Source organism: Robbsia sp. KACC 23696 (genome assembly GCF_039852015.1).
In the GTDB taxonomy this organism is placed as follows: Bacteria; Pseudomonadota; Gammaproteobacteria; order Burkholderiales; family Burkholderiaceae; genus Robbsia.
In genome coordinates this window covers 1206475-1229007 of sequence record NZ_CP156627.1, presented here as the reverse complement: position 1 = coordinate 1229007, position 22533 = coordinate 1206475, and the positions used below count along the sequence as shown (strand labels likewise).

At 61.9% G+C, this 22533-nt stretch carries 21 protein-coding genes; 7 read left to right on the top strand and 14 right to left on the bottom strand.

Going from position 1 to position 22533, the window contains the following annotated elements; genetic code table 11:
- Positions 1 to 243 precede the first annotated feature (243 nt).
- A complete protein-coding gene (locus ABEG21_RS19995; protein WP_347557170.1) occupies positions 244 to 1335 on the bottom strand; it encodes a helix-turn-helix transcriptional regulator in 1092 nt (363 codons plus the stop codon).
- Between the two features lie 404 nt (positions 1336 to 1739).
- On the opposite strand from ABEG21_RS19995, the gene rutR reads away from it, so the two are divergent.
- On the top strand, positions 1740 to 2429 hold the full coding sequence (gene rutR / locus ABEG21_RS19990; RefSeq protein ID WP_347557169.1) for an HTH-type transcriptional regulator RutR: 690 nt from the start codon (positions 1740 to 1742) through the stop codon (positions 2427 to 2429).
- Positions 2430 to 2436: 7 nt separating this feature from the next.
- Here rutR and rutD read toward each other — a convergent pair whose 3' ends face one another.
- The 5 genes from rutD to ABEG21_RS19965 all read right to left on the bottom strand — a co-directional run bounded on the left by rutD (position 2437) and on the right by ABEG21_RS19965 (position 6632).
- On the bottom strand, positions 2437 to 3228 hold the full coding sequence (gene rutD, locus ABEG21_RS19985) for a pyrimidine utilization protein D (RefSeq protein WP_347557168.1): 792 nt from the start codon (positions 3226 to 3228) through the stop codon (positions 2437 to 2439).
- Positions 3229 to 3237: 9 nt separating this feature from the next.
- The gene (gene rutC / locus ABEG21_RS19980) at positions 3238 to 3627 is read right to left on the bottom strand and encodes a pyrimidine utilization protein C (protein WP_347557167.1); all 390 of its coding nucleotides are present in this window, start codon (positions 3625 to 3627) and stop codon (positions 3238 to 3240) included.
- A 21-nt stretch (positions 3628 to 3648) separates the two neighbouring features.
- A complete protein-coding gene (gene rutB, locus ABEG21_RS19975) occupies positions 3649 to 4377 on the bottom strand; it encodes a pyrimidine utilization protein B (protein ID WP_347557166.1) in 729 nt (242 codons plus the stop codon).
- A gap of 36 nt (positions 4378 to 4413) precedes the next feature.
- Complete coding sequence (gene rutA, locus ABEG21_RS19970) at positions 4414 to 5508, bottom strand: pyrimidine utilization protein A (protein WP_347557165.1); 1095 nt, start codon at positions 5506 to 5508, stop codon at positions 4414 to 4416.
- A gap of 188 nt (positions 5509 to 5696) precedes the next feature.
- A complete protein-coding gene (locus tag ABEG21_RS19965; RefSeq protein ID WP_347557164.1) occupies positions 5697 to 6632 on the bottom strand; it encodes a LysR family transcriptional regulator in 936 nt (311 codons plus the stop codon).
- 175 nt (positions 6633 to 6807) lie between these two features.
- Between ABEG21_RS19965 and ABEG21_RS19960 the strand changes: the two genes are divergently transcribed.
- Positions 6808 to 7797, top strand: coding sequence for an NAD-dependent epimerase/dehydratase family protein (locus ABEG21_RS19960; RefSeq protein ID WP_347557163.1), 990 nt, complete (start codon positions 6808 to 6810; stop codon positions 7795 to 7797).
- 26 nt (positions 7798 to 7823) lie between these two features.
- On the opposite strand, the gene ABEG21_RS19955 is transcribed toward ABEG21_RS19960, so the two are convergent.
- Together ABEG21_RS19955 and ABEG21_RS19950 are read right to left on the bottom strand one after the other, a co-directional pair.
- The gene (locus tag ABEG21_RS19955) at positions 7824 to 8762 is read right to left on the bottom strand and encodes a 2-hydroxyacid dehydrogenase (RefSeq protein WP_347557162.1); all 939 of its coding nucleotides are present in this window, start codon (positions 8760 to 8762) and stop codon (positions 7824 to 7826) included.
- Positions 8763 to 8799: 37 nt separating this feature from the next.
- Positions 8800 to 10161: an MFS transporter gene (locus ABEG21_RS19950; RefSeq protein ID WP_347557161.1), complete on the bottom strand. Its 1362-nt coding sequence runs from the start codon at positions 10159 to 10161 to the stop codon at positions 8800 to 8802.
- 159 nt (positions 10162 to 10320) lie between these two features.
- Between ABEG21_RS19950 and ABEG21_RS19945 the strand changes: the two genes are divergently transcribed.
- Positions 10321 to 11520, top strand: coding sequence for a citrate synthase family protein (locus ABEG21_RS19945; protein ID WP_347557160.1), 1200 nt, complete (start codon positions 10321 to 10323; stop codon positions 11518 to 11520).
- A 162-nt stretch (positions 11521 to 11682) separates the two neighbouring features.
- The gene (locus ABEG21_RS19940; protein ID WP_347557159.1) at positions 11683 to 12600 is read left to right on the top strand and encodes a transporter substrate-binding domain-containing protein; all 918 of its coding nucleotides are present in this window, start codon (positions 11683 to 11685) and stop codon (positions 12598 to 12600) included.
- Between the two features lie 14 nt (positions 12601 to 12614).
- Here the strand turns inward: ABEG21_RS19940 and ABEG21_RS19935 are convergent, their stop codons facing one another.
- Complete coding sequence (locus ABEG21_RS19935; protein ID WP_347557158.1) at positions 12615 to 12959, bottom strand: hypothetical protein; 345 nt, start codon at positions 12957 to 12959, stop codon at positions 12615 to 12617.
- A gap of 729 nt (positions 12960 to 13688) precedes the next feature.
- Between ABEG21_RS19935 and ABEG21_RS19930 the strand changes: the two genes are divergently transcribed.
- Positions 13689 to 13814, top strand: coding sequence for a hypothetical protein (locus ABEG21_RS19930; RefSeq protein WP_347557157.1), 126 nt, complete (start codon positions 13689 to 13691; stop codon positions 13812 to 13814).
- A 280-nt stretch (positions 13815 to 14094) separates the two neighbouring features.
- On the top strand, positions 14095 to 14514 hold the full coding sequence (locus ABEG21_RS19925) for a hypothetical protein (RefSeq protein WP_347557156.1): 420 nt from the start codon (positions 14095 to 14097) through the stop codon (positions 14512 to 14514).
- Positions 14515 to 14518: 4 nt separating this feature from the next.
- Here the strand turns inward: ABEG21_RS19925 and ABEG21_RS19920 are convergent, their stop codons facing one another.
- The 5 genes from ABEG21_RS19920 to corA form a co-directional block, all read right to left on the bottom strand.
- Complete coding sequence (locus ABEG21_RS19920; protein WP_347557155.1) at positions 14519 to 16090, bottom strand: hypothetical protein; 1572 nt, start codon at positions 16088 to 16090, stop codon at positions 14519 to 14521.
- Between the two features lie 391 nt (positions 16091 to 16481).
- Positions 16482 to 17813, bottom strand: a complete 1332-nt coding sequence (gene brnQ, locus ABEG21_RS19915) for a branched-chain amino acid transport system II carrier protein (protein ID WP_347557154.1) — start codon at positions 17811 to 17813, stop codon at positions 16482 to 16484.
- A 222-nt stretch (positions 17814 to 18035) separates the two neighbouring features.
- Complete coding sequence (locus ABEG21_RS19910; protein ID WP_347557153.1) at positions 18036 to 19151, bottom strand: heavy metal-binding domain-containing protein; 1116 nt, start codon at positions 19149 to 19151, stop codon at positions 18036 to 18038.
- Between the two features lie 23 nt (positions 19152 to 19174).
- Complete coding sequence (locus ABEG21_RS19905; RefSeq protein ID WP_347557152.1) at positions 19175 to 19771, bottom strand: hypothetical protein; 597 nt, start codon at positions 19769 to 19771, stop codon at positions 19175 to 19177.
- A gap of 187 nt (positions 19772 to 19958) precedes the next feature.
- Positions 19959 to 20924: a magnesium/cobalt transporter CorA gene (gene corA / locus ABEG21_RS19900; RefSeq protein ID WP_347557151.1), complete on the bottom strand. Its 966-nt coding sequence runs from the start codon at positions 20922 to 20924 to the stop codon at positions 19959 to 19961.
- 159 nt (positions 20925 to 21083) lie between these two features.
- On the opposite strand from corA, the gene ABEG21_RS19895 reads away from it, so the two are divergent.
- Positions 21084 to 22469 carry an MHYT domain-containing protein gene (locus ABEG21_RS19895; RefSeq protein WP_347557150.1) on the top strand — a complete coding sequence of 462 codons (1386 nt, stop codon included), beginning with the start codon at positions 21084 to 21086 and terminating at the stop codon, positions 22467 to 22469.
- The last annotated feature ends 64 nt before the right edge of the window (positions 22470 to 22533 follow it).

Genomic DNA, 22533 nt, shown 5'->3' with positions numbered 1-22533 from the left:
CAAACGGAGGAGGCATCGATGGATCGTAGCAGCGACAAAGTGCGCCGCTTGACATTGCGTCTCAATTTTGAGGAAACGGTCGGTCCGCCACGGGAGGCTGTGGCCGTTTCAGCGCACTTTTGCGCACGCTTCCCTCTGCTCGATTGTTATCCCGAAAAACCGCGGTCGTCGCGAATAGCGACACGGTGCGTTGCGCGATGGCACGGTATGGGAATGCCCGGTCTCGACTTCGGGCAGGAAATGTCAGGCCCAGCGCATCAACGCGAAGCCGGGCAGCGGTACGCTGGCCACACGGCGCGCAGAAGGTCCCTCCACCTCCCATTCGACGTGCTGCGTCGCGGGCGCAGCCTGCGCGGCGGCATCCGGGATATACCAGGCGTCATAGTCCCGCAACCCCTGCGGGGTGGTGTCGTAGGCCCGCCGGAAAGCGCGGGAGAAATCCGTCGCGCTCTTGAATCCGACCGAATAAGCGATATCCTTCACCGCAAGGTCCGGACGTCGGACCAGATCGATGGCCGCAGCCCGCAGGCGCAGATTGCGGATATAGGTCGCCAAACCGCCTTCGTGCTCGAAAAGCCGATAGACAGAGGCGCGCGACACGCCGAGCGATGCCAACACGCGCTCGGGCGTCAATTCGCTGTCGAACAAATGGTCTCGCACGATGCGGCGGGCATCGTTGATCGTGACCTCGCGGGTCAGTGCATGGGCACTCTCACGCACGCCAAGCGCCGTACCATAGGCGTTGCAGATCAAGCCGACAATTTCCTCCAGACGGACCCGCGCCTCCGCTTCGGTGAGATAGACAATCGCGCGCGTCAGCGCCTTTACGCGCTCGATCACGAGGCCAACGCCAGGCGCATTCGGCATCAAGCCGCGGGCATGCAGGATCCCGGGATCCGAAAAATGCGACTGGAGGCGCGCGGCCGGCACGAAAATCTCGGCATGCGCCGTCTCTTTACGAGCGATGCGAAACGGCTGGTCCAGATCGGCTGCAAAGATCGCGAGATCGGCTGGCACCGGATCGCGCTTGGCCGCATGACTGACGAGCGTCGAAGGCGTGCCGTCGAGGAAGAAATGGAAGCAGATGCTGCGGGCATTGTCGCGCGAGATGCGCGCGATCGAACGGTCCAACGTGACCGCATCCGAGTAGCAGTTGATGAAAACGTATTCACCCACGACATAGCGGTCGATCCACGCATCGAACGGCTGTCGCGCGCCACCGCGCGGCACGATGACATCGATAACCTGCCCCACTCGCTCACGCCAGGCAAGCAATTGCGCCGCTGCAGGCAAGACCGTCACGTCGAAGCGTGTCGCCGCAACGCCGTCGCGCATGGGCGAGGAGGTGTCGATTAAACGAAACGGCGCGGAAGCGTGTACGAGCATCGGCTGAAGAGACAGAGCAGACAGACGCCGAGCGCATGGCTCGGCAGATAAATCGCCTGACAGAACGCTGACGGTGTCCGATCTTTTACGCGTTTTGTGAGGGTGGCGCAAGCGTACTGTTGTTTCCCCCGGATTGCCAGCCTAGGCAATGCCCGTAGCGCCAAGATAATCCGTTTCATCTCGAAAATAAAGCCCGAACCCCGACGGTGCGCCGCCCCGATCGACTATCCGGGAGACGAGGCCTGCCGCCGACGATGTGAATGGCCCTCACGGCGCGACGATAAGGACCACAACGAGCGCTATGCTATAGTCCCTTGCTCTTTCCAACGGCATATCATTCATCGGGTCAGGCAATGGTGCAGGCGCGCGAAGACGACGACGAAGGCACGCCGCGGCGCAAGCGTGGCGCACCCAGCCACGCGAGCGTGCAACGACGTCAGCGGCAGATCGATCTGAAGCGCAAAACGATCCTCGCCGCCGCGTTGGATGCGTTTTCGACGCTTGGCTTCCATGGCGCCAGCGTCGATCAGATTGCCGAGCGCGCCGATGTGTCCAAGGGCAACCTCCTCTATTACTTCCGGAACAAGGAAGAACTGTACGCCGCCCTGTTACGCGATCTCTTGCAGATTTGGCTTGCGCCGTTGCGCGCCTTCGACGCGTCACGGGATCCGGCCGTCGCGCTCGGCGAGTATATCCATCAGAAATTGCTCGCCTCGCGCGACAATCCGGCCGCCTCGCGCCTGTTCTGTCTCGAAATGCTGCAGGGCGCGCCGGTCTTCGGCGACGAGCTGCTGACTAATCTGAGACGTCTGGTCGACGAAAAACGTACCGTCATCGAGCATTGGATTGCCCAAGGCAAGCTGGTCCCGGTGACCCCGCATCATTTGATCTTCTTCCTCTGGGCCAGCACGCAGCACTATGCGGATTTTTCCTTCCAGGTGCAGGGTCTGACCGGAAAAACGCTGCAAGACGCGGCCTTCTTCGCCGAGGCCGAGCAATCGCTTTGCGCGATCGTGTTGGCCGGCCTCCTCCCGCGCCGCTGAGCGACGTTCAGACACGCGTCAGGAACGCCACCAGGATCGCATTGAACGACGCCGGGTCCGTGATGTTGCAGGCATGGCCACCGTACGCCATCGCCTCCAACGTCGCCTCGGGCAGACCGGCGCACAATGCCTCGGAGGCACTGCTCGGGACCAGAACATCGTCCTGCGCGGCGACGGCCAGGACCCGCGTCGTGATCGACGCCAGCCGATCCGTTATATCGAACGCCTTCAACGCGGCGATGCGCGCCAGCATATTCGGGATTGGCGGGAAGCCCTGAATCGCATGCTCGACTTCCGCCTCGACCACCGCCTGATTCGCTTCCATCCACGCCGACGGGTATAAAAAGATCGGCTGCGCCTCCACATACGGCCGAATGCCGGCGTGGTCGAGCAGGCGCAGTCGCGCATCGAAGCAACGGCGCGTTGACGCACGCACCGCCGGCCAGGCATTGATCACGGTCAAACTGCTGAGGCGGTCCGGATTGTCCAATGCCAGTTGCATGCCGACGAGTCCGCCCAAGGCGTGCCCGACGAAATGACAGCATGCAACGCCTGCGGCATCCATGACGGCTTCGACGTCCTTCGCCATTGCGGCAATCGTGTAATCGGCCGGCAACGCGTCCGGACTGCGCCCGGTACCGCGCTGATCGTAGACGATCACACGGAAGCCGGCCTCGCACAGTGCGTCGATTTGCGGACGCCAATAATGCGCCGAGCCGCCCAACCCCGATGACATCAATACCGCCGGCGCCGCGGGATCGCCCGCACCCTTTATCTCGAAATAAATCGTTTGGGTCATGGCGTTCGCTTAGGCAGGCGCGTCGATATGCGCGATCGACGCGATTTCGACGAGCGCTTCCGGCTTCACCAGACCGCATTGGATGCAGTAGCGCGCCGGCTTCTCACCCGGAAAGAATTCGGCGTAGACGGTATTGATCGCCGCGTAGTCGTCCCAGTCACGCAGCATGATCATATTAAAAACAACGTCGTTCATCGTGCCGCCCGCTTCCGCCACCACGCGCGAGATGGTCTCCAGCACATGGCGCGTCTGGCCCGATGCATCGCCGACATGCACGACATTGTTCTGCGCATCGAATGGCAACGTCCCCGACACATACAAGGTGTTTTGCGCAAGTACACCCGGTACGAAAGGCGCGATGGGCGTTCCCGAGCCGGCGGGGATAATGGCTTGCTTCATGGGCCTTGTCCTTGCGTAGATTCAACGTTTGACTGCTTCGAGGAAGGTCTTCGTATCGGAGGTCCAACCGAAGAAGGTTTCGATGTTGTACTCGCTGGCCGTTTGAATCGCCTTGCCGCCCAGGTCGTGCGTCGCATCGCATAACATCACCGAGAAATACTCCAGATGAAACGCATCCCGTAGCGTCGACTCGACGCACACATTCGTGGCGATCCCGGTAAATACCAGACTCCGGATGCCGCGCGACCGGAGCGTGCTGTCCAAGGTGCTGTTGAAAAAGCCGCTGTAGCGGGTCTTGGGCACGACGAGGTCGCCGTCCCGCGGTTGCAACGGATCGACGAGCGCATAGTCCCAACCGCCCTTCGCGAGGAAACGGCCGCTCAGCTCGGGGCGCTTGCGCATCGTCTTCAGCGCATTCGATTTATGCCAGTTCGGCGAACCCGGGCCGCCCGCTTCCTGATAGGCAGGATCCCAGCCGTTCTGCAGATACACGACGAGAATACCGGCCGCCCGGGCCGCATCGGCGATGGCGGCGATGTTGGCAATCGTCCCCTGCGCGCCGGAGATATCGAATCCCGCCGTATCGACATAGCCCCCCAGCGAGGCATAGGCGTTCTGCATATCGACGATGATCAACGCCGTGGCGGCGGGATCGAGCGCCAGCGGCTCCGGCTTGCAGGGCAGAACGAGCGTGTTGGCGGGAATCCGGGCGCCGTAGGTGGCAATGGGAAGCGCTGCTGCGTCGTGCATGATGTCCTCGTCGCTTGAAAAAGCTCGAGCCGATGCTCAAGCGGCCAATGTACCGGCCGGCGAAGCCACGCCGGCACGGGTTGTCATCAACGGCTGGATATGTTCGCCAAAGCGAGAGACCCCTTGTACAAAGTCGTCGAACGTCAGCAACACGCCTTCGGTTCCCGCAACCGTCGCGACCTCGTCCAGCATCCGCGCGACGTTCGCATAGGAGCCGACCAGCGTTCCCATATTGATATTCACGGCCGACGTCGGATCGGCCATCTGCCGCACATTCGTATCGCTGCCAGAGCGCTTGTCCGCGGCCGCCTGTTCGCCCAGCCAGGACACCGCCGCCACGTCGACGCCGGCTTTGTAATGCTCCCATTTCGCGCGCGCCAGTTCATCGGTCTCGTCGGCGATCACCATCATCAGGACATAGGTGGAGACCTTCCGGCCGGTGACACGCGTCGCCTCGATCAGTCGTTGCGCCGCCGGTGCAAACGCGGTGGGCGTGTTGATCCCTTTACCGAAACAGAAATTATGATCGGCATGCTCCGCCGAGAACGCCATCCCCGCGTCGCTTGCACCGGCACAAATAATGTCCACCGGCTGCGACGGTCGCGGACTGAGGCGGCAATCGTCCATCTTGAAATAGTCGCCCTGCAGGTCCGACTTGCCGGTCGTCCACAGATCCCGCATCACCCGGATGTATTCGGAGAGGTAAGCGTACCGCGTGCCAAAAAAATCGTCTCCCGGCCACAGCCCCATTTGCGCATATTCGGGTTTCTGCCAGCCAGTGACCAGGTTCACGCCGAAGCGCCCCGGCGCGATCGAATCGATCGTCGAGGCCATCCGGGCGACGATGGCCGGGGGCATCACCAGGGACGCTGCCGTCGCATAGAGTTTGATCCGCGAGGTCACGGCAGCGAGCCCTGCCATCAACGTGAACGATTCGAGGTTGTGATCCCAGAACTCCGTCTTGCCGCCGAATCCCCGCAGCTTGATCATCGACAGTACGAAATCCAGGCCGTAGTGCTCCGCGCGTTGCGTGATCTCGCGGTTCAACGCGAAGCTCGGCATGTATTGCGGTGCATTCTCGGAAATCAGCCAGCCATTGTTCCCGATGGGTAGAAACACTCCGACTTTCATGGCACGACCCCTGAGTGGAATACGCTCCCCTATCCACTTTTCATGCCAGAACGAGAAAAGCGCGCTATTTCAATAGCTTGTCGTGTTCGACTGAAAACACATGGACCATATGGTCCAACTTGGATCACGCGGTTGGTGCGACAGCGCACCGCGTACGGGCATCGCGGCACCAAAACGACGCGCTCGCTTTAGCCGAATGGCGGGGCAGCGGAACGGCGCGTCGCCGACTCACCCGTCTCGATATACGCTTTCAGTCCATCGGCGAGCGCGTTGAATACCGTCATGCAGCGCGTGCTGCCGCGCAGGTTTTCATGCATGGCGATCCAGGTGTCCATTTGCCATGCGAAGGCGTCGGGCAGAATGCGGATCACATTCGGCGTTCGCGCTGCGAGGGCGCACTGACAGATGCCGATGCCGAAGCCAGCGCGAATGGCGGCAAGATGCGCGAGATCGCTGTCGCACCGCAAGGCAAACGTCTCGCGACGCAGCGCGCCAAACTGCCGTTGCAGCGCGCGAACAAACGCGCTCTCCCGATCGAAACCGATCGTGACGTGCCGGCTTAACGCATCCAGCGAATCCGGCACGCCCGCTCGTGCCAAGTAATCGACGTGGCCGTGCAAGCCGGCCTCGATCGTGCCGACGCGGCGCACCAGTAAGGCATCCTGTTCCGGGCGAAACATCCGTACCGCGATATCGGCCTCGCGCCGCAATAGATCGTCGGCGGCGTTGGACAGGACCAGTTCGATCTGCAAGTCGGGGTGACGCATGCGCAGCGCCGTCAGGATCGGCGGCAGCACCTCGACGCCAATCACTTCGCTCGCCGTCAGACGTACGGTGCCGCGTACAGCGGCACCGATGCCGCTCGCCACGCGACGCAACGCGGCGGCACTCGACGCAATATGCGACGCATACGGCGCGAGCTCCCGCGCCGCGTCCGTCGCAGCGAAGCCCTCGTACGTGCGCGTGAATAAGGACACGCCCAACGCACTTTCGAGCGCGTCGATATGGCGGCCGGCCGTGGGCTGCGTGATGCCCATCGCGCGCGCCGCGGACGACAGCGAGCCACACTCCATTACCTGCAGGAAGGTGCGGTACCACTCCCAGTTCGGTTCGATCTCGGCCATGGTATGCATTTTTGTATAGCGGGAGCGCTAATTTAGCGGATTTTCTTTTATTACGGGCGCATGCACACTTAATCAATCGCAAATCGCCGAACACCAAACGACACGCGGCGGCGGTACCAACGTTTGGTGTTCGCCCAGTACTGCCTCCCTCGCCCCCTTTTCCCTGGAGCTGCGCATGCATCCCACAATCGCACTTTTCGGCGCCACCGGTGCCATCGGTCAAAGCATTGCGTCGACGCTGCGCCAGCGGGGGCAAGCGTATCGCGTCGTCGGTCGCGACGCCGCCGCCTTGCACCGCACGTTCGGCGCGGACCCGCTTGCCGAGGTTCGCACCTGGGATCCGGAGCAGCCGGAGTCGGTTACCGCTGCCGCCGAGGGCATCGACACGATCATCTATCTGGTGGGCCTGCCCTATTGGCGATTCGCATTACACCCGGCGCTGATGCGCAAGACGATCGATGGGGCGGTTTCGGCCCGCGTCCGCAAGCTGATCCTGATCAGTACCGTCTATCCCTACGGTCGGGCGCAGACGGCGCGCGTACGGGAGGATCATCCGCGCCTGCCGCACACGGTCAAGGGGCAAATGCGCAAGGCGCAAGAAGATATCGCCCTACAAGCGCATGCCGATGGCCGGATTCAGACGACGCTATTAAGGCTGCCGGATTTTTATGGTCCCGCGGTCACCGCGAGTCTCTTGCACGGCGCGGCGGTCGCTGCAGTGCGAGGCGGGGTTGCCGATCTGGTCGGCCCGATCGATCGCGCGCATGAATTCGTCTACGTCCCAGACGTCGGCCCCGTCGTCGTCAAACTGGCGGAAACGCCGGAAGCATTCGGTCGGATCTGGCATCTCGGCGGCGCGGGCGTCACGACGCAGCAAGCGATGGTCGACGAAATGGCGCGTCAGACCGGGCGCACCATCCCAAAACGCATCGTCGGAAAAACGATGCTGCGTGTATTAGGCTTGTTCAATCGCCTGCTGCGTGAGTTCGTGGAAATGCACTATCTCCTTACGGAGCCGGTGATCCTCGACGACAGCGCGCTGCAAGCGCTGATCGGACCCATCTCGAAAACACCTTACGCGGAGGGCATTGCAAGCACGCTGGCGGCGATATCGGTCACACCGGAATCCGGCAAGCCTACCGCGGCGACCGCCGCTACCGTCTAGGCCATCGCGCGTTTTTTTGAGCCGGCTCAGGCGTTCGGGCGCGGGCCCGCGATACCGAAATGGCGGGCCAAGGCATCGACGACGTGTTCCGCCATGCCGCGCCGCGTTTCCTCGGTCCCGGAACCGATATGCGGCGCCAAGACCAGACGACGGTCCTGGATAAACGCTTCCGGCACCGACGGCTCATGCTCGAAAACATCGAGCGCGGCACCGGCAAGCTTGTCGGCGGCAAAGGCCGCCACCAACGCTTGCTCGTCGATCACAGGACCCCGGGCGATGTTGACGATATACCCCTGCGGGCCAAGCGCATCGATGACGCGCGCGTCGACGAGATGATGCGTGGCATCGGATAGCGGGCAGGCGAGGATCAGCATGTCGGAATCGGCCGCCAGGCGCGTAACGTCGTCGAAGTACGGCAGGTCGACGGGCTTACGATTCGGGCCGAAGTATGACACCGTAGAGCCCAACGCTTGCAGACGGCGCGCCACCGCCGACCCGATCGTGCCGAATCCGACAATGCCCACTTTCATTTTCGAGAGGGATCGACCGAGCGGAAAGGCGGCTTTCTCCGTCCATGCGCCGGCGCGCACGAAACGGTCGGCTTCGACGAGGTCCCGTGTAACCGCCAAGGCCAGCAGCAACGCCGTATTGGCGACATCCTCGGCCAGGATATGCGACGTGTTCTCGATCTTGATACCGCGCGCTTTCACGGCGGCGACGTCGACGTTATCGAGACCCGCGCTGTAGCTCGAAATGACTTCCAACTCCGGCACCAAATCGAGAAACGCCGTATCGATCTTGGTCTTGCGCAGCGCGATGCCGCGGATCGTCCGGCCATGCTCGCGCAAAAATGCCGCGGCGTCGTCAGGCTGCTTGGGCAGTTCGAGCACGCTGAAATGCGTATTCAGTTCGGCCCGCGTCCACTCGGGCAGTTCCGCTGCGTTCAGAATAATCGGTTTAGTCATCTGTATCGAATAAAAGAAGGGTTTGGTGGGCGAGCACTCAGCGCATCGTGACTCTTTCGATTTTACCCATGAAGCACAAATACACGACCGCGGCGACCAGACAGTGCGCGGCGACAAAATAAAGCCCGACCTTGTATCCGCCCGTCATTTGAACGATATAACCGAATACGATCGGCGTGACGATACCGCCGATATTGCCGATACAGTTGAAGACCGCGCCCGCCAGACCCACCGCTTCGCGGGGCGCGGTATCGCTAACGACGGCCCAGGTGCCGGCACCTGCCGCCGCGCCTTTCCCGAAATACGCCAGCGCCATCAGGCCGACGATCATGACGTTGTCGTCGACGTAGGCGGCCAGTACGAGGCTGCAGCCTACCGCCATGCCGACGATATAGGGCGTCTTGCGGGCCCACGACACGCTCCAGCCCATCCGAATCAGCGTATCCGAGATGACGCCGCCGGCGATGCCGCCGAGGAAACCGAAGATAGCCGGCACCATCGTCGCGAACCCGGCATTGACGATATTCATGCCGCGCGCCTGTACCAGATAAATCGGGAACCAGGTGATGAAGAAATAGCTCAACGCGATCGTACAGTATTGCCCGATGTAGGCACACCAGAGCATCCGGTTGCCCAGCAACATCGGCACGAGCCGCCAGGACATCGCCGGACGCGCGCGGCGTTCGTGCAAGGCATCGATATCGACCATCGCGCCGCCGGCGACGATATGATCCAGCTCCGCCGCCGATACCCGCGGGTGCTTGCGCGGCTCATGCATGAAGGCATACCATCCCACGGCCGCCACGAGACCGATGGCCCCCAAGGTAAAGAACGGCGCGGCCCAGCCATAGGTCTGCACCAGCCAGCCCGCCAGCGGCGAGAAAATCGCGACCGCGAAATACGAGGCGGAGGCGAACAGCGACGTCGCCATGCCGCGTTCGGATTTCGGGAACCACATGACCGTCACGCGCCCGTTGGCCGGAAAGCTCGGCGCTTCGATCAGGCCCAATGCAAAGCGCAGCGCGAACAGCAGGCTCAACGCGGCGGACAAGTCCGTCGTGATCTTGCCGACAAAGCCGACGAGGATCGTCGCGATCGACCACAGGATCAAGGTCGCGCCATACATCGCCTTCGTGCCGAGACGATCGAGCAGCAATCCGCCCGGTATCTGCCCGACCACGTAGGCCCAACTGAAGGCCGACAGCACATAGCCCAGTTGCACGTGATTCAGACCGAATTCCTTTGCAATGCCGGGGCCGGAGATCGACAGGATGGCGCGGTCCGCGTACGCGAGCGTCGCCAGGAACAGAATCGTCGCGAGGATGCCGTAACGGGTGTGGGTCGTACGCGCCGTGACCGTCGCCGCAGGCGAGGCATGACGTGTGTCATTGGAAAGCATGGTTGTCTCCGTCCAGGCCACGGCTGCCATGCCGACATCCGCCGCCATTTTTCTTATACTGTGTCGTTGCCCACTCTCGGCGTAGCGGGTCAGGTTTTTTGGGATCGTCTCGCGACCTCCCAGCCCCCATTAAACGGATCCGTCCCATGAGCGTCAATCTTGATTGATTCAATCAACGTCCAGGACTGGATGACCCAGGAGGAGGCGTGCGCGGCGCTGGATGTCCGAAAGCAGACGCTGTACGCCTACGTCAGCCGGGGTCAGATCGCCGTGCGGCGCGACCCGTCGCGGGTCGGCCGTAATCGTTATTCGGCGTCGGACGTGCTGACCTTGCTCGACAAACGACGCCGCGGACGCGCACGGACGACGATCGCCGCAAGCACGATGGCATGGGGCGAGCCGATCGTCAGCACGCATATCTCGACGGTCGTGCGGGGGCGGCTTTATTATCGGGGCCTCGATGCCGTGGGGCTTTCCGAGACAGCGACGCTGGAAGATATCGCGCGCCTGCTCTGGGAAACGTCAGGCGACACGCCTCCGCATTTCCCCGGCGTTCGGCACGGCCTTGCGGCGAGTACGCCCCTTGCACAGGCCTACGCCGCGCTGGGACAGGCAGCCGCCGATGGGGCGGCGTCGAACACCCAGGGTTTTCCCGCAGCCCATCAAGAAGCGGCCCGCCTCGTGGGCCAACTGGCCAGCGGCTTCGTCGCCTTGCGCGACGGATCTGGCGCGACAGCACTGCATCGACGGCTTGCCGAAGCCTGGGACGCCGCCCCGCATGCCGATCTGTTACGACGCGCGCTGGTATTGCTCGCGGATCAGGAACTGACGACCTCCGCCTTCGCGGCGCGGGTCGCCGCGTCCACCGGGGCATCGCTGGGCGCTTGCGCGCTGGCGGGCTTGGCTGCATTGTCCGGGCCCCGGCATGGGGGTGCACCCGCGCGCGTGCTGGCCTTTCTCGACGATGCGCGCCGGGTCGGTGTCGAAACGCACGTCGTATCGGCACTGGCGCACGCCGATCCGGCGCGGGCCCCCCTCAGCGGCTTCGCGCATCCGCTCTATCCGCAGGGCGACCCGCGAGCGATCTCGCTGCTGAATGCCTTCCCCGCGCCCGACACGATCCGCGACATCATCAACTGTGTCGATCGGCATACCGGCCGCAAGCCCACCATCGATATCGCCCTCGTCGCATTGGTCGAGTACTGCAGGCTCCCGCGCGACGCCGCCTTTGCGCTGTTCGCGATCGGCCGCAGTGTCGGCTGGATGGCGCACGCGATCGAGCAGATCGGCAGCGGCACGCTGCTGCGCCCTCGCGCGCACTACATCGGTCCCCCGATCGTCGAGGACGCAGCGTCATAGGCCGACGGGCACATCCCCGCGATGGCGTCCAACGCGGGCATCCGTCACCGCCCGGCGCACGGGTTTTTGGCACGACCTTTTTTGACATCCTCGCTTTTTGGGATTTGTCCGGCAACGATGCGACGCTGAGTCCATTCAACCCGTACTTCCACAAGGCAGGCCATGTCGCGTCGATCGCTTTTCCGTTTCTCCACTACCCTCGCCTTTGCCGCCGTAGCGGCCGCCCTTCTGTCGCCGCTCGCCCACGCGGCAGACGACGGCCCGACGCTGGACAGCATTCGGCAAGCGGGCGTCCTGTCGGTCGGCGTTCGCGATAATTCCTTTCCCTTCTCCTATGTCGACGATCACGGCCATTACCTGGGCTATTCGATGGATCTCAGCAATGCCATCGTCGACGCGATAAAGCAAAAGCTGCACATGCCGAACCTGGCGGTCAAGGAACTGGCGATTACGTCTCAGAACCGGATCTCGCTGCTGCAGAACAATCAGATCCAGCTCGAATGCAGTTCGACGACGCATAATCTGGAACGCGAAAACCAGGTCAACTTCAGCAATACCTTCTTCGTCATCGGCACGCGCCTGCTGGTGCCCGCCTCGTCGTCGATCAAGGATTTCGCCGACCTGCAGGGCAAAAGCATCGTGACCGTGGCGGGTAGCACCTCGGAACGGCTGCTGCGCGGCATGAACGAAAGCAAGAGCATGCATATGAACGTCGTCAGTTCCGCCGATGCGGCCTCGTCGTTCATCATGCTGGAGACCGGTCGGGTAGCGGCCTATATGATGGACGACGCGGTCCTGGCCGGCGCACGCGCCACCGCACGGAAGCCGGACAATTGGAAGATCGTCGGTACCCCCGCGTCGCGCGAAGCGTACGGCTGCATGTTGCCGAAGGGCGATGCCGCCTTCAAGAAGCTCGTCGACGGTGTCATCGCCGAGCGTCAGCGCTCGGGCGCGCAAACGGCGAGCTACAAGACGTGGTTCATGACGCCGACGCCGCCGAAGCAGGTCAATCTCGATTTCCCGATGAACGACGACGTCAAGGCGTTGAACACCGAACCGAACGATAAGGCGCTGCAATAACCGCGTGGCGGGACCTATCCGAGAAACACTTTCGCCACTTCGGCAAAGCGTGCCGCGTCCGCTTCCTGGCTGAAGGACAGCAGCAGCGACACGCTCGTGGTCGCCTCGCCGAGCATGACGATCGAGACCCGGCGGGCGTCGGAGACATCGATGCCACAGGCCTCACCGAGCGCCCGCACCAGTTCCTCTTTTCCCCGAGCCGCGCCCTTCTTCCGCTCGCGCGCGCTCCAATGATCCGGCATCGACAACATGATGCAATAAGCCAGCCAGCCATCGTGTTGGTCGTCGACCACTTTCAGCACGGGGAAATCCGAAAGCTGCAGAGGCGTCTGGCGCCACACATCTTCCCAAAAATTCATATCACGACATCGTCAAACAAGGGGTGGAGAGGGAACGACACGCATCGTATACCGGTTCGCAGTCATCGTTGTCCGCTCATTATTATGCCCTTCGATCGGACGGGTGGGCGCCGCACTTCCTCGATTGGCGCGGATAAGGAAAATCGGCTATCGGCCGATCGCCGAAAAGGACGAGAAGACGCCCTTGATCCAACCCGCACGACTGCGCGATAAGAAGCCGCCTTGCTGACTGACACCGCCATTTTCCGGTTTCATATTACGTTCGTTCTATGCCTCTTGTAGCACACCGGCATCTCCAGTACGGTGGGTATCTGTACCGTGAGTACTGGATTGTTGCTGCTGCCTTCACGACTTTCCCAGGTGCACCAGAAAATCTCATGGCTTATATTTTCCTGAGATTCGCGGCGCACACGCTGAGGATTCTTAAATTTATCCGATTCTTCAGCGATTAGGGGCCTTCATGCGCGACGCGACGGCAAAAGATAAGAACCCTCTCCCATCACATCCGGAAACGAAAACGTGAGACCTTTCCCTAGCAAACGCGATATCCACGTCGTGCCTGACGCAGACGTCTCGTCGAGGCCTCCGTCAACTAGCAGATCGCGCCATGGCAAGTGCGTTGACGGCGAAGGCCTGGGAGGCGAGTATGGCGCAACGCAAACGCGCGTAACAAAATTGGAAAGTACCGTGGAATACGTTCAACGCGATATCAAGGACTTGAGAGGTGACATGCGCACAATCAAATTGCAAATCGACGCGATCCGAACGACCGACTTCCGGATTCTGTTCGGGGCCACAATCGCCGTGGCAGTCGGCTTGGCGGGCTTGATGGCAAAAGGCTTTCATTGGGTCTGACATCCTGCCCGTCCGACTGGTGAAGTCCACTTGCCTGGGTTTGGCCGTTTCAAACCGATGCGGGCCGTTTCAACAGTCGCGCCGCATAGAACAACAAGGTATTTCGAAAACAGCAATAGTCCGCCGCGCGCGACGGTATTGCGGACAAAAAAGGCAATAGTGTGTTCTCTCGCTCGATGTAGGCGTTTGGAAAGGTGAGGCGTACAGTTCGCCCCATGCCGTCACAGACGACAGGACGTCCAGGAAACCTGGCGCCTAACCCGCATCGAGGAGTTGCATCATGAGAAGCCCTTTTGCCGAGAATCTGCTATTCGCATCCCGGATCGTCGTATGCCTGGCAGCGGCCGGCACGGCCTTCGCCGCTTTCTCGTCGAATGCGATGGCGGACGCCGAGCCGAATTATCCTGCGCGGGCATCGATGCATCGCGTCGTCGTGCCGGCACATTCGCAATCGTTTGGTTTTGACACCGATCGCGACGGCACCGCGCCTTTCGAAGCGCGCTATATCAAGGCCGCAATGCAAATGCATACCGATGCCGACGGCGGCTTCGTGCCGAGCGCCGTGGCCCCGGCCATGAACCGGCCGGCCTCCGCGCCGTTCGCGCAGAATGACGACGCGCAGCAAGTCGCGGGCTTGTCGCAATACCTGCATGAGCATCGTGACGTCGAAAACGCACCCATCCGTCACGAGCAATCGTGAACGCTTAGACCGGATAGGCCGTCAGGATCCGCAGCGCCTCGCCGATGAACACCAGCGTCAGATGCCGCTGCCGACGCGTGCCGATTTCGCGCCCCATATCGACGACAAAAACCGAGCGGACACCCTGACCTTCCGTTCCCTCGCCGTCGGTTTTCGTCAGCGTGATCGGCGAATTGCGATAGGTCGCCGGATCGAAGATCGCGCCTTCGACAGTTGCAGCCCTCGCCTGGATCATTCCGACGGCCTCGTCGACCCACTGCAGCGATTCGCCGATATACGATACCGAAAACGTGGAATGCGGCATCGCCGCGTCGGCTTTTTCGGCATCGAAGAATGTCTCGTGGCGCAGCACATGCATGATGGCGTGTTGGCGCGCACCGGCCCATCGTTGCGGCGCATACGTCACGCCCTGCGCGCTGACCGCCGTGGCGCGATCGAATTTGGTACGCCCACCCGCGGCCCCGGTGAAATTGGCGAACGGACGCTCCAGGTCGCCAGATGTCACGGCGGTTTGCAAAAACTGCGCTTGCCGTAGATAGTCATTATGTCGGCCGGCATCGCCCAGCGTCGGCGCGGTCGCGGCGCCGCCAGCAGTGGCAGTGGCGGCATCGTCCGGCAGGCCGTCGCCGTTTGCCGCCTGCTCCAGCAGCAGATTGACCCGATCCGCATCGCGCTCGACGGTTTCCGCCGACACGCCCGTTTCACCGGCGAGATTATCCAGCGCACGACTGATGCTTCTGGCCCAGCGAGCGTGCTGGGTTTGCTGCACCTGGCGCTTTAGTAGCGCATCCCCTTCCAGATCGTCCATCAGCGTACGAACCGCATCGCTCGGCGCCGAAAGCGACCGACGCAATCGTGCCATCAGATCGCTCGCCGCATAGCGATAAAATTGCGATAAACGCGCATTCCGATAAACGCCGAACGCGTCGCTCAGCGCCCCGGCCTGCAGGTCGGGATTTTCCCCGCCGTGCCTGGACGTCCAGGTGGCGTAGCCCTCCATCGCCTCCGCGCGCTGCGCAAGCGCTGCCGCCATACGTGTGTAGCGCCAGGCGCGAAGATCGACGTCGCCGCTTATCCCGCCAAAAACCAACGCTGCGCGTGCCTCCAACGCCTCGCGCTGCGCCTGCCCGAAGACGCGCGTCGGCGGCACGACGTCCACTGCACGCTCGAGGGTCGATGGCCGATCCGCGTTGTCGCTGCCCTCGGCCAGAAGCGGCCTGGCTGGCGCGCGCCTTGTCGACGCCGCGGCATCGCGTTTCGCCCTGGCTCCCGCGTCCTCCTGGAGCAGACGTTCGAGCAAGGGGGCGACGCTAAGATCGTGTTCTTGCAACGCTCTTGCCTTGCTTTCTGCGCGGGTATCGCGCAAGGCCGCCGCAATCTTACCGGGCGTCGTGTCGAACACATCGCTTTCGACGAACCGGTCGAACATGCTTCTTGAAAACAAGGAGCGGTACATCAAGGGATTCGACGTGCCGCGACTGCCCGAGCCACCGGCGTTCGCGTCCTCCTCGCCTGCAAAGACAATACGCCCAGGCGGCGCGGTACCGGTCGCCGCCGCTGCGATGACGCGGTCCATGTTCGATTCCATATACGCTCTACGCGCATCGAGGCGCGAGGCTTCGCGCCGGTTGAGCGTCCGTGCGCCCCCCTCTTCCGTTTGGCCGGATTGACACATCTTGCTTAGAACCGAAGGCATACGCTTATCCTGTTAATTGAGAATAGACATATAAATCAGTGCCTATTTATAGAGAGGACTTCTAATCTCTCATAAAAAAAGGACAGCGTCACAGCATCGATCCAGAAATGAGACGAAGGCTAAACGACGACGGCGTGCGCCACGCGGATCGATTGAATCGCGCGGCGACATATCGGATTCGATCGACAGCGGCAACGGCATTGGGCACATACCGCGATGCCCGATGCCGACTGCCCATTCGGCCTAAGCGGCGTGACGCCGGCGCCGATCCCTACACGCCGTCGGCGACCCGCGCGCGCCCCGCCAATGCGTCATAGGCCCATGCCAGCGCCCATACCGTCAGCGCGGGCAGTAACCAGCCAAGCCCCGATTGTGCAAAGGGCAGCGATGTCGCCCACCGGCTCAACAGCGGCACCGACAGGTGCGCGCTATGCAAGCCGTCCAGGCAGCCCATCACCGCGGTCACGAACATGACCGGCCACAGCACACGGCTGGGCGACTTGGTCCAATCGAAGGTAAAGCTCATCACGACCAGCACGATGCAGGGGGGATAGATCGCCGTCAGCGCGGGCACCGAGAAGGCAATCAACTGATCGAGGCCGAGATTGGACACCAGCAGGGCAAACAGCGACAACCCGATGGCCATCGGACGATAGCCGATCGGCAGCCACTCGCTGAAATAGGCGGCGCAGGCACAGGTCAAACCGACCGCCGTCACCAGACAGGCAAGCGTGATCAGAACCGTCAGTAATACGATGCCACCGCTACCGAAGGCGTGTGACACATAGGCATCCAAAATCTGCGCCCCGTTGGTCGCCGACGGCACCAGCGTACGGCTTTCCGCGCCCAGCTTGAAGAGGCCCAGATAGAGCAGCGCCAGTCCGACCCCGGCGATCACGCCGGCAATGGTGGCATACCGCGTCTGCGCGCGCGGTGCGGTGACGCCGCGCGAGCGCATTGCATTGACGATCACGATGCCGAATACCATCGCGCCCAGCGTATCCATCGTCAGATAGCCGTTTGTAAAGCCGTTCGTCAACGCATTCGACACATACTCCGGTGTCGGCATACCCGGGCGACCCGCGACGACGAATAGCGCCGACGCGGCCAGAATCCCGAGCACGACGATCTTTACCGGCGCCAGAACGCGGCCCACGATATCGAGCAATTTCCCGGGGTAAAGCGATAAGCCGAGGACCGCCGCAAAATAGACGACGCTATACACGAACAACGAGGTCGTCCCGTTGCCGGTCCAGGGCACGATGCCCAACGCAAAAGAGACCGTCGCGGTGCGAGGCGTGGCGAACAAAGGGCCGACGGCCAAATAGCAGATGACCGCAAGCCCGCGCGCCGCCACGCGGCCTAAAGGACTGCTCAGCTTATCCAGCGTCCCGCCGGCTCGCGCCATCGCCACGATGGTCAGGATCGGCAGTCCGACGCCCGTCAACAGGAAGCCGACCGCAGCGGTGCCGTATTCCGTGCCCGCCTGCAAGCCGATCAATGGCGGGAAAATGATATTTCCGGCGCCGACGAATAAAGCAAACGTCATGAAACCCAGCGCGACAATGTCCCGCCGGCGTAAAACCCGATTCGATTCCAACATAACCCGCAATCACCATCCCTGACTTGTCCCGATTCCGACCCGCACACACTACGCGCACCGCTTTCACACTGTCGGCACAGTCGCAAGGTCAAAAATCAAGGCAAAAACGGCATATTTTAGCGCTTCTTGAAGAAATCGCCGGGGATGATGTGGATTTGGCGGGGATTACGCCGTTTCCAGCGCCCCCATTGCGTATCCCGCACCGATTGTGCGATCAGTCCATCACGCGCCGCGGACAGCCTGATTGATGTCCGATTCTCGATTGTGGAGGATCGCTTGCGCGGGCAAAATATCCGACGCCACCGCCATAATGCGTTTTTTCATTGCCGTGCCGATCGCAAGAAACTCGATTACCCCATTGGACATGTCATTGATATGCAGATCCGTGCCCATGACGATGTCAGCACCGGCCTCCCGTGCCTCCGCCTCCATCAATGACAGGGCGTGTTCGCGGGCATCGTAGACCAGCGACGTGAGATTACCCAGCTCGCCGCGCGCCATCGAGCGAACCGCCGATAACACATTGCCGGCCACGCCGACGCTATAGACCGCACAGCCCATGACGATTTTCAGCGGTACGTAACCGACCTTCGCGAGGCTCCACATCTCGTCGCATGGCAGATCGGAGCTGACCGGCGCGCCGTCGGTGAGATCGGGATGCCAGGCGGCGGTACCGGTCATCAACATTTCGTGGGTATTGGCAAAGGGTCGCAGCGTGATGCGCACACCGAGCGCGGCATTGCCACCGGCAGCGCGCGTCTCCTCCATCATCCGCGCCAGCGCCTTGTGACGCGTTGCGTTGACAATGCCGCTCAGCTCCCGAATCTCGCCCCGCGCAAGCCGTTTGAGGCGGGCCATGATGCCGCCGCCAATCCCGATGCCATAGGCAATATTGCCAAAGACGAATCGGCGCGCTTCATAGCCGGCATCCAGCAAACTGTATAGCTCTTTGCCGTCGAAGGAGGAGGTAAAGAAGGCCCCATCGGGCCGGTGCACTGCGGAACCGATGGAAAGAAACTCGGTATGCCCCTCGAATGTCGTCAACGCCGACGAGACGCCGGTGACGCCAGAGGCACCCACCGCCTGTGCCTCGGCGTCGAGGCGCACCAGTGCGGCTTGGCGACCATCGTGAATGGCGCGCGTAACTTCGACGATCTCGCCACCCGCCAGATTACGAACGGCCGCGCCAAGATTAGCAAAGGCCCCCATCGACTGGACGCTGTTTCCCACCACGATCTGGCCCGGCGTAAACCCTTTCAAATTCAGGCAATACGCTTCGTTCCCCCCAAGTCCGCTCAGGGGCAAGGTGCGGTTCAACAGCGGTCGTTCAAGGGGCATCGACGAGGCCTCGTGGCGGAAAGTCAGCGCTGTAACAAGGAAGGCATTGCCGCCCTGAGCAAGGTCGCGGCGGGCGAACGTTTCCGGCTCGCCTCTGCGTCGCTCGCCGCCGTTGCTTCCTCGGCAGAGGCGTTAAGGCATTGAGCCGGATCCGGACCGCCGATCGTCGCAGGCTGCCACTTTTCGGCCTCCACCGATACCGAGCGCTCCATTGCGGCACATACCGCATCGACACACCGTGGATCCGTCAGACATTCAGCGAGCACCAAGTTCCCGCCGATATCGATGCTGACCTGGCCCTGATGGGGCACGCGCTCGACGGCGATTCGCGGATCTGCCAATAACTCGAGATCATGTTCGATCGGCATCGACAACGTGAACTGGATGCGCCCCGGATTTTCCTCCGACGCAATCACGGCGTCGTCACCGGTCACGCCGTTCCGATCCAATACGTGGATCGCCCCATCCGGTGCGCCGAGCCGCGATTCCACCGCTCGCGCGAGGGCGTCCACCTCCTGGCGGCAGCGGTCCTTAAACGCGTGCCGCGCGTCCCGGCCTGCATGCAGCGAAGCGATCATTCGGTCGAAAGGGGTGCGGAAGGCGGTGTCGGGGCTGGCCATGGTGTCTCTCGGTTCAGTGCACATTGCACGCTGGAATCGAAACATCTGCCGCGCGATAACGCGCATTTGCTACGGCGTCATCGCAGAAAAGAGCAGAAATTTGTCGAAAACAAGCGTTTTTCGTAAGCAAGATGTCGCAAACGCCGTGCCTATCCCCCCGTTTTCCTCGGGATGCGCGCCGCTATCGCTAGAGCCAGCCCGCGCGGCGGAAGCGCCAATACATTACCGCGCAACCGATAACGGTGCCGAAGAGCGTGACCGGATAGCCCCAGGCCCAGTCCAACTCCGGCATCGATTTGAAATTCATGCCATATAGACTGAACACGATGGTTGGCACGGCCAGCACCGCGCCCCACCCCGCCAGACGTTTGACGATTTCATTTTGAGACACCTGCACCAGGGCCAAGTTGACCTGGATCGCCGTGGTCAGCATTTCACGAACCACATCGACGGTGTCCACCACCCGTGCGATATGATCCTGTACGTCTCGAAAATAGGCGCGCAACTCTTTCGAGACGAGGTCCTCGTGTAGACGGATCAGTTCACTACAGATGCCTTCCACCGGCATCGCCGCGCCGCGCAGATCGACCATCCGCGATTTGATGTCGTACAGTCTTTCGATGGCGCGACCGTCGAATTGATCGGTAAAAATCTGGCCTTCCAGCGCATCGAACCGTGCCTCGAGTTCCGTGGCGACTTCGCTGTACTGGTCGACGACAAAATCGAGGATGGCATACAACACATAGGCGGCACCTTTATCGAGCAGATGTTTCGCCGATTCGGCACGTTCGCGTACTGGGGCGAACGAACGAACCTTGCCATGACGGATCGTGATCACGCACTGCGGACTGGCAAACAAATGCACTTCGCCTTGCTCGATTTCGCCATTGACCAATTGCACGGTGCGCAGCGCGATAAACAAGGAGTTGCCATACGACTCGATTTTCGGGCGCTGGTTTGCCGTCTGCGCGTCTTCTATCGCCAACTCGTGCAGCCCGAACTCCTCTTGAACCTTGCGCAATTCCTCATCGCTCGGATCGGCCAGACCGAGCCATACAAACGTGTCCTTGTCGCACAACGCATCGCTGATGCCATCCATCGTCACCGGGCGCGGGGGACGATGTGGCGCATAGGCAAGACAATTTACGATCATGGCGAGATACCGTTAAATCTATATAAACGCTTGTTTTACGTGAATCTTCTAATCAACGCAATCGCGCTTTAAGTCATTATAGAAATTGGCGAAAAAGGTTCGTTTTTTTCGCCCTCCGTTATCTCTTATTTTTGCACGGCCACCGGATACGCACGCATCATGGTTGGAACCTTTAGTCCGACGCTGGTTGTATTGTCTCTGATTATCGCCTCGCTGGCGTCGTACACCGTCCTCGACTTGACGGCGTTCATCTCGTTTCTCGAACGCCCACGGGTAAAGCATGCCTGGCTCGCGGCAGGCGCCACGGCGATGGGTATCGGCATCTGGTCGATGCATTTCGTCGGCATGTTGGCCTTCTCGTTACCGATACCGCTCGGTTATGACCTGACCATCACCGCGGCGTCGCTCGTTCTGGCGATCATCGTGTCGTATTTCGCCCTCCACGTCGTGATTCGCCCGGACCTCTCGCCGGTGCACATCGGCGTGGGTGGCGTGCTAATGGGCTGCGGTATCGCGGGCATGCACTACGCCGGCATGGCCGCCATGCGCATGCAGCCCGGCATCGAATACGATCCGCTGCGTGTCGCGGAGTCGCTCGTGATCGCCATCGCCGCGTCCACCGCCGCCCTCTGGATCGCCAATGCGCTGACCAGTGCAACGCGTCGGCACCTGGTCGCCAAGCGCCTGGGAGCTGCCGTCATCATGGGCCTGGCCATCACCGGCATGCACTACGTCGGCATGAGCGCCGCGCACTTCTTGCCGGGCGCGGTCTGCGGCGCGGCGCGTGGCACGAATATGCAGTGGCTGGCGACCACCGTCATCGTGCTTACACTGATGATCCTGGCGGTGACGTTGCTGGTCTCGCGTTTCGATGCGCGGACCGCTTTTCTGCGGCGCATGACCCATACGCTCGAAGGACAGCTGCACAGCCGGACCGGCGAGTTGGAACGCGCCGTGCACCAGCACGCGGTCGCGACCCAGGCGCTCGACCATGCCCGACTGAAAATCGAACAGGAACTGCTCGCCCAACGCGAAACGGCGACGGCGCTAACCGAAGACATCGAACGCCAACGACGTGAGAACGATACGCTCAAACGCACGCTGGAGTCCTTGCTGAACTCGGCGGCGTCCTCGGTCGAAGGCGCGCCGATCTGCGCCCTGCCAGGCATGCTCGACGCCACCCCAGCCTACGCCGGCGCGACGGCGAGCGTCGCGGCGCCGGCGAGTCGCGTCGCGGCGGCTTACGAACCGGTAACAGACGTCGCACCGACCCACGCCGCAGACACCGACGCGGAAGACGGCCTGGCCCGTGTGGAAGCGACCCATGAATCGATGCAGCGCCTCAGCGCCAATCTGATCGCTTTGAAAGCGCGCCTGCAGCGACTGTTCCATGACCCGAGCGGGCTCGCGACGGCACCGTCGCAGCACGACACGGCGGCCTCCGCATCGAGCGCGGCCCGTGCCACGGACCCCCATGCCGATCCGACGCACGAACAGATCCTGACATTGGTCGATGAAACCATCGATCTGGCGCTCCACCGCTAATCGCACGCCGGGCGACCACCGCCGGTCCCGCCTCGCTGCAAAAAACGCCGATATCCCGCCCGAT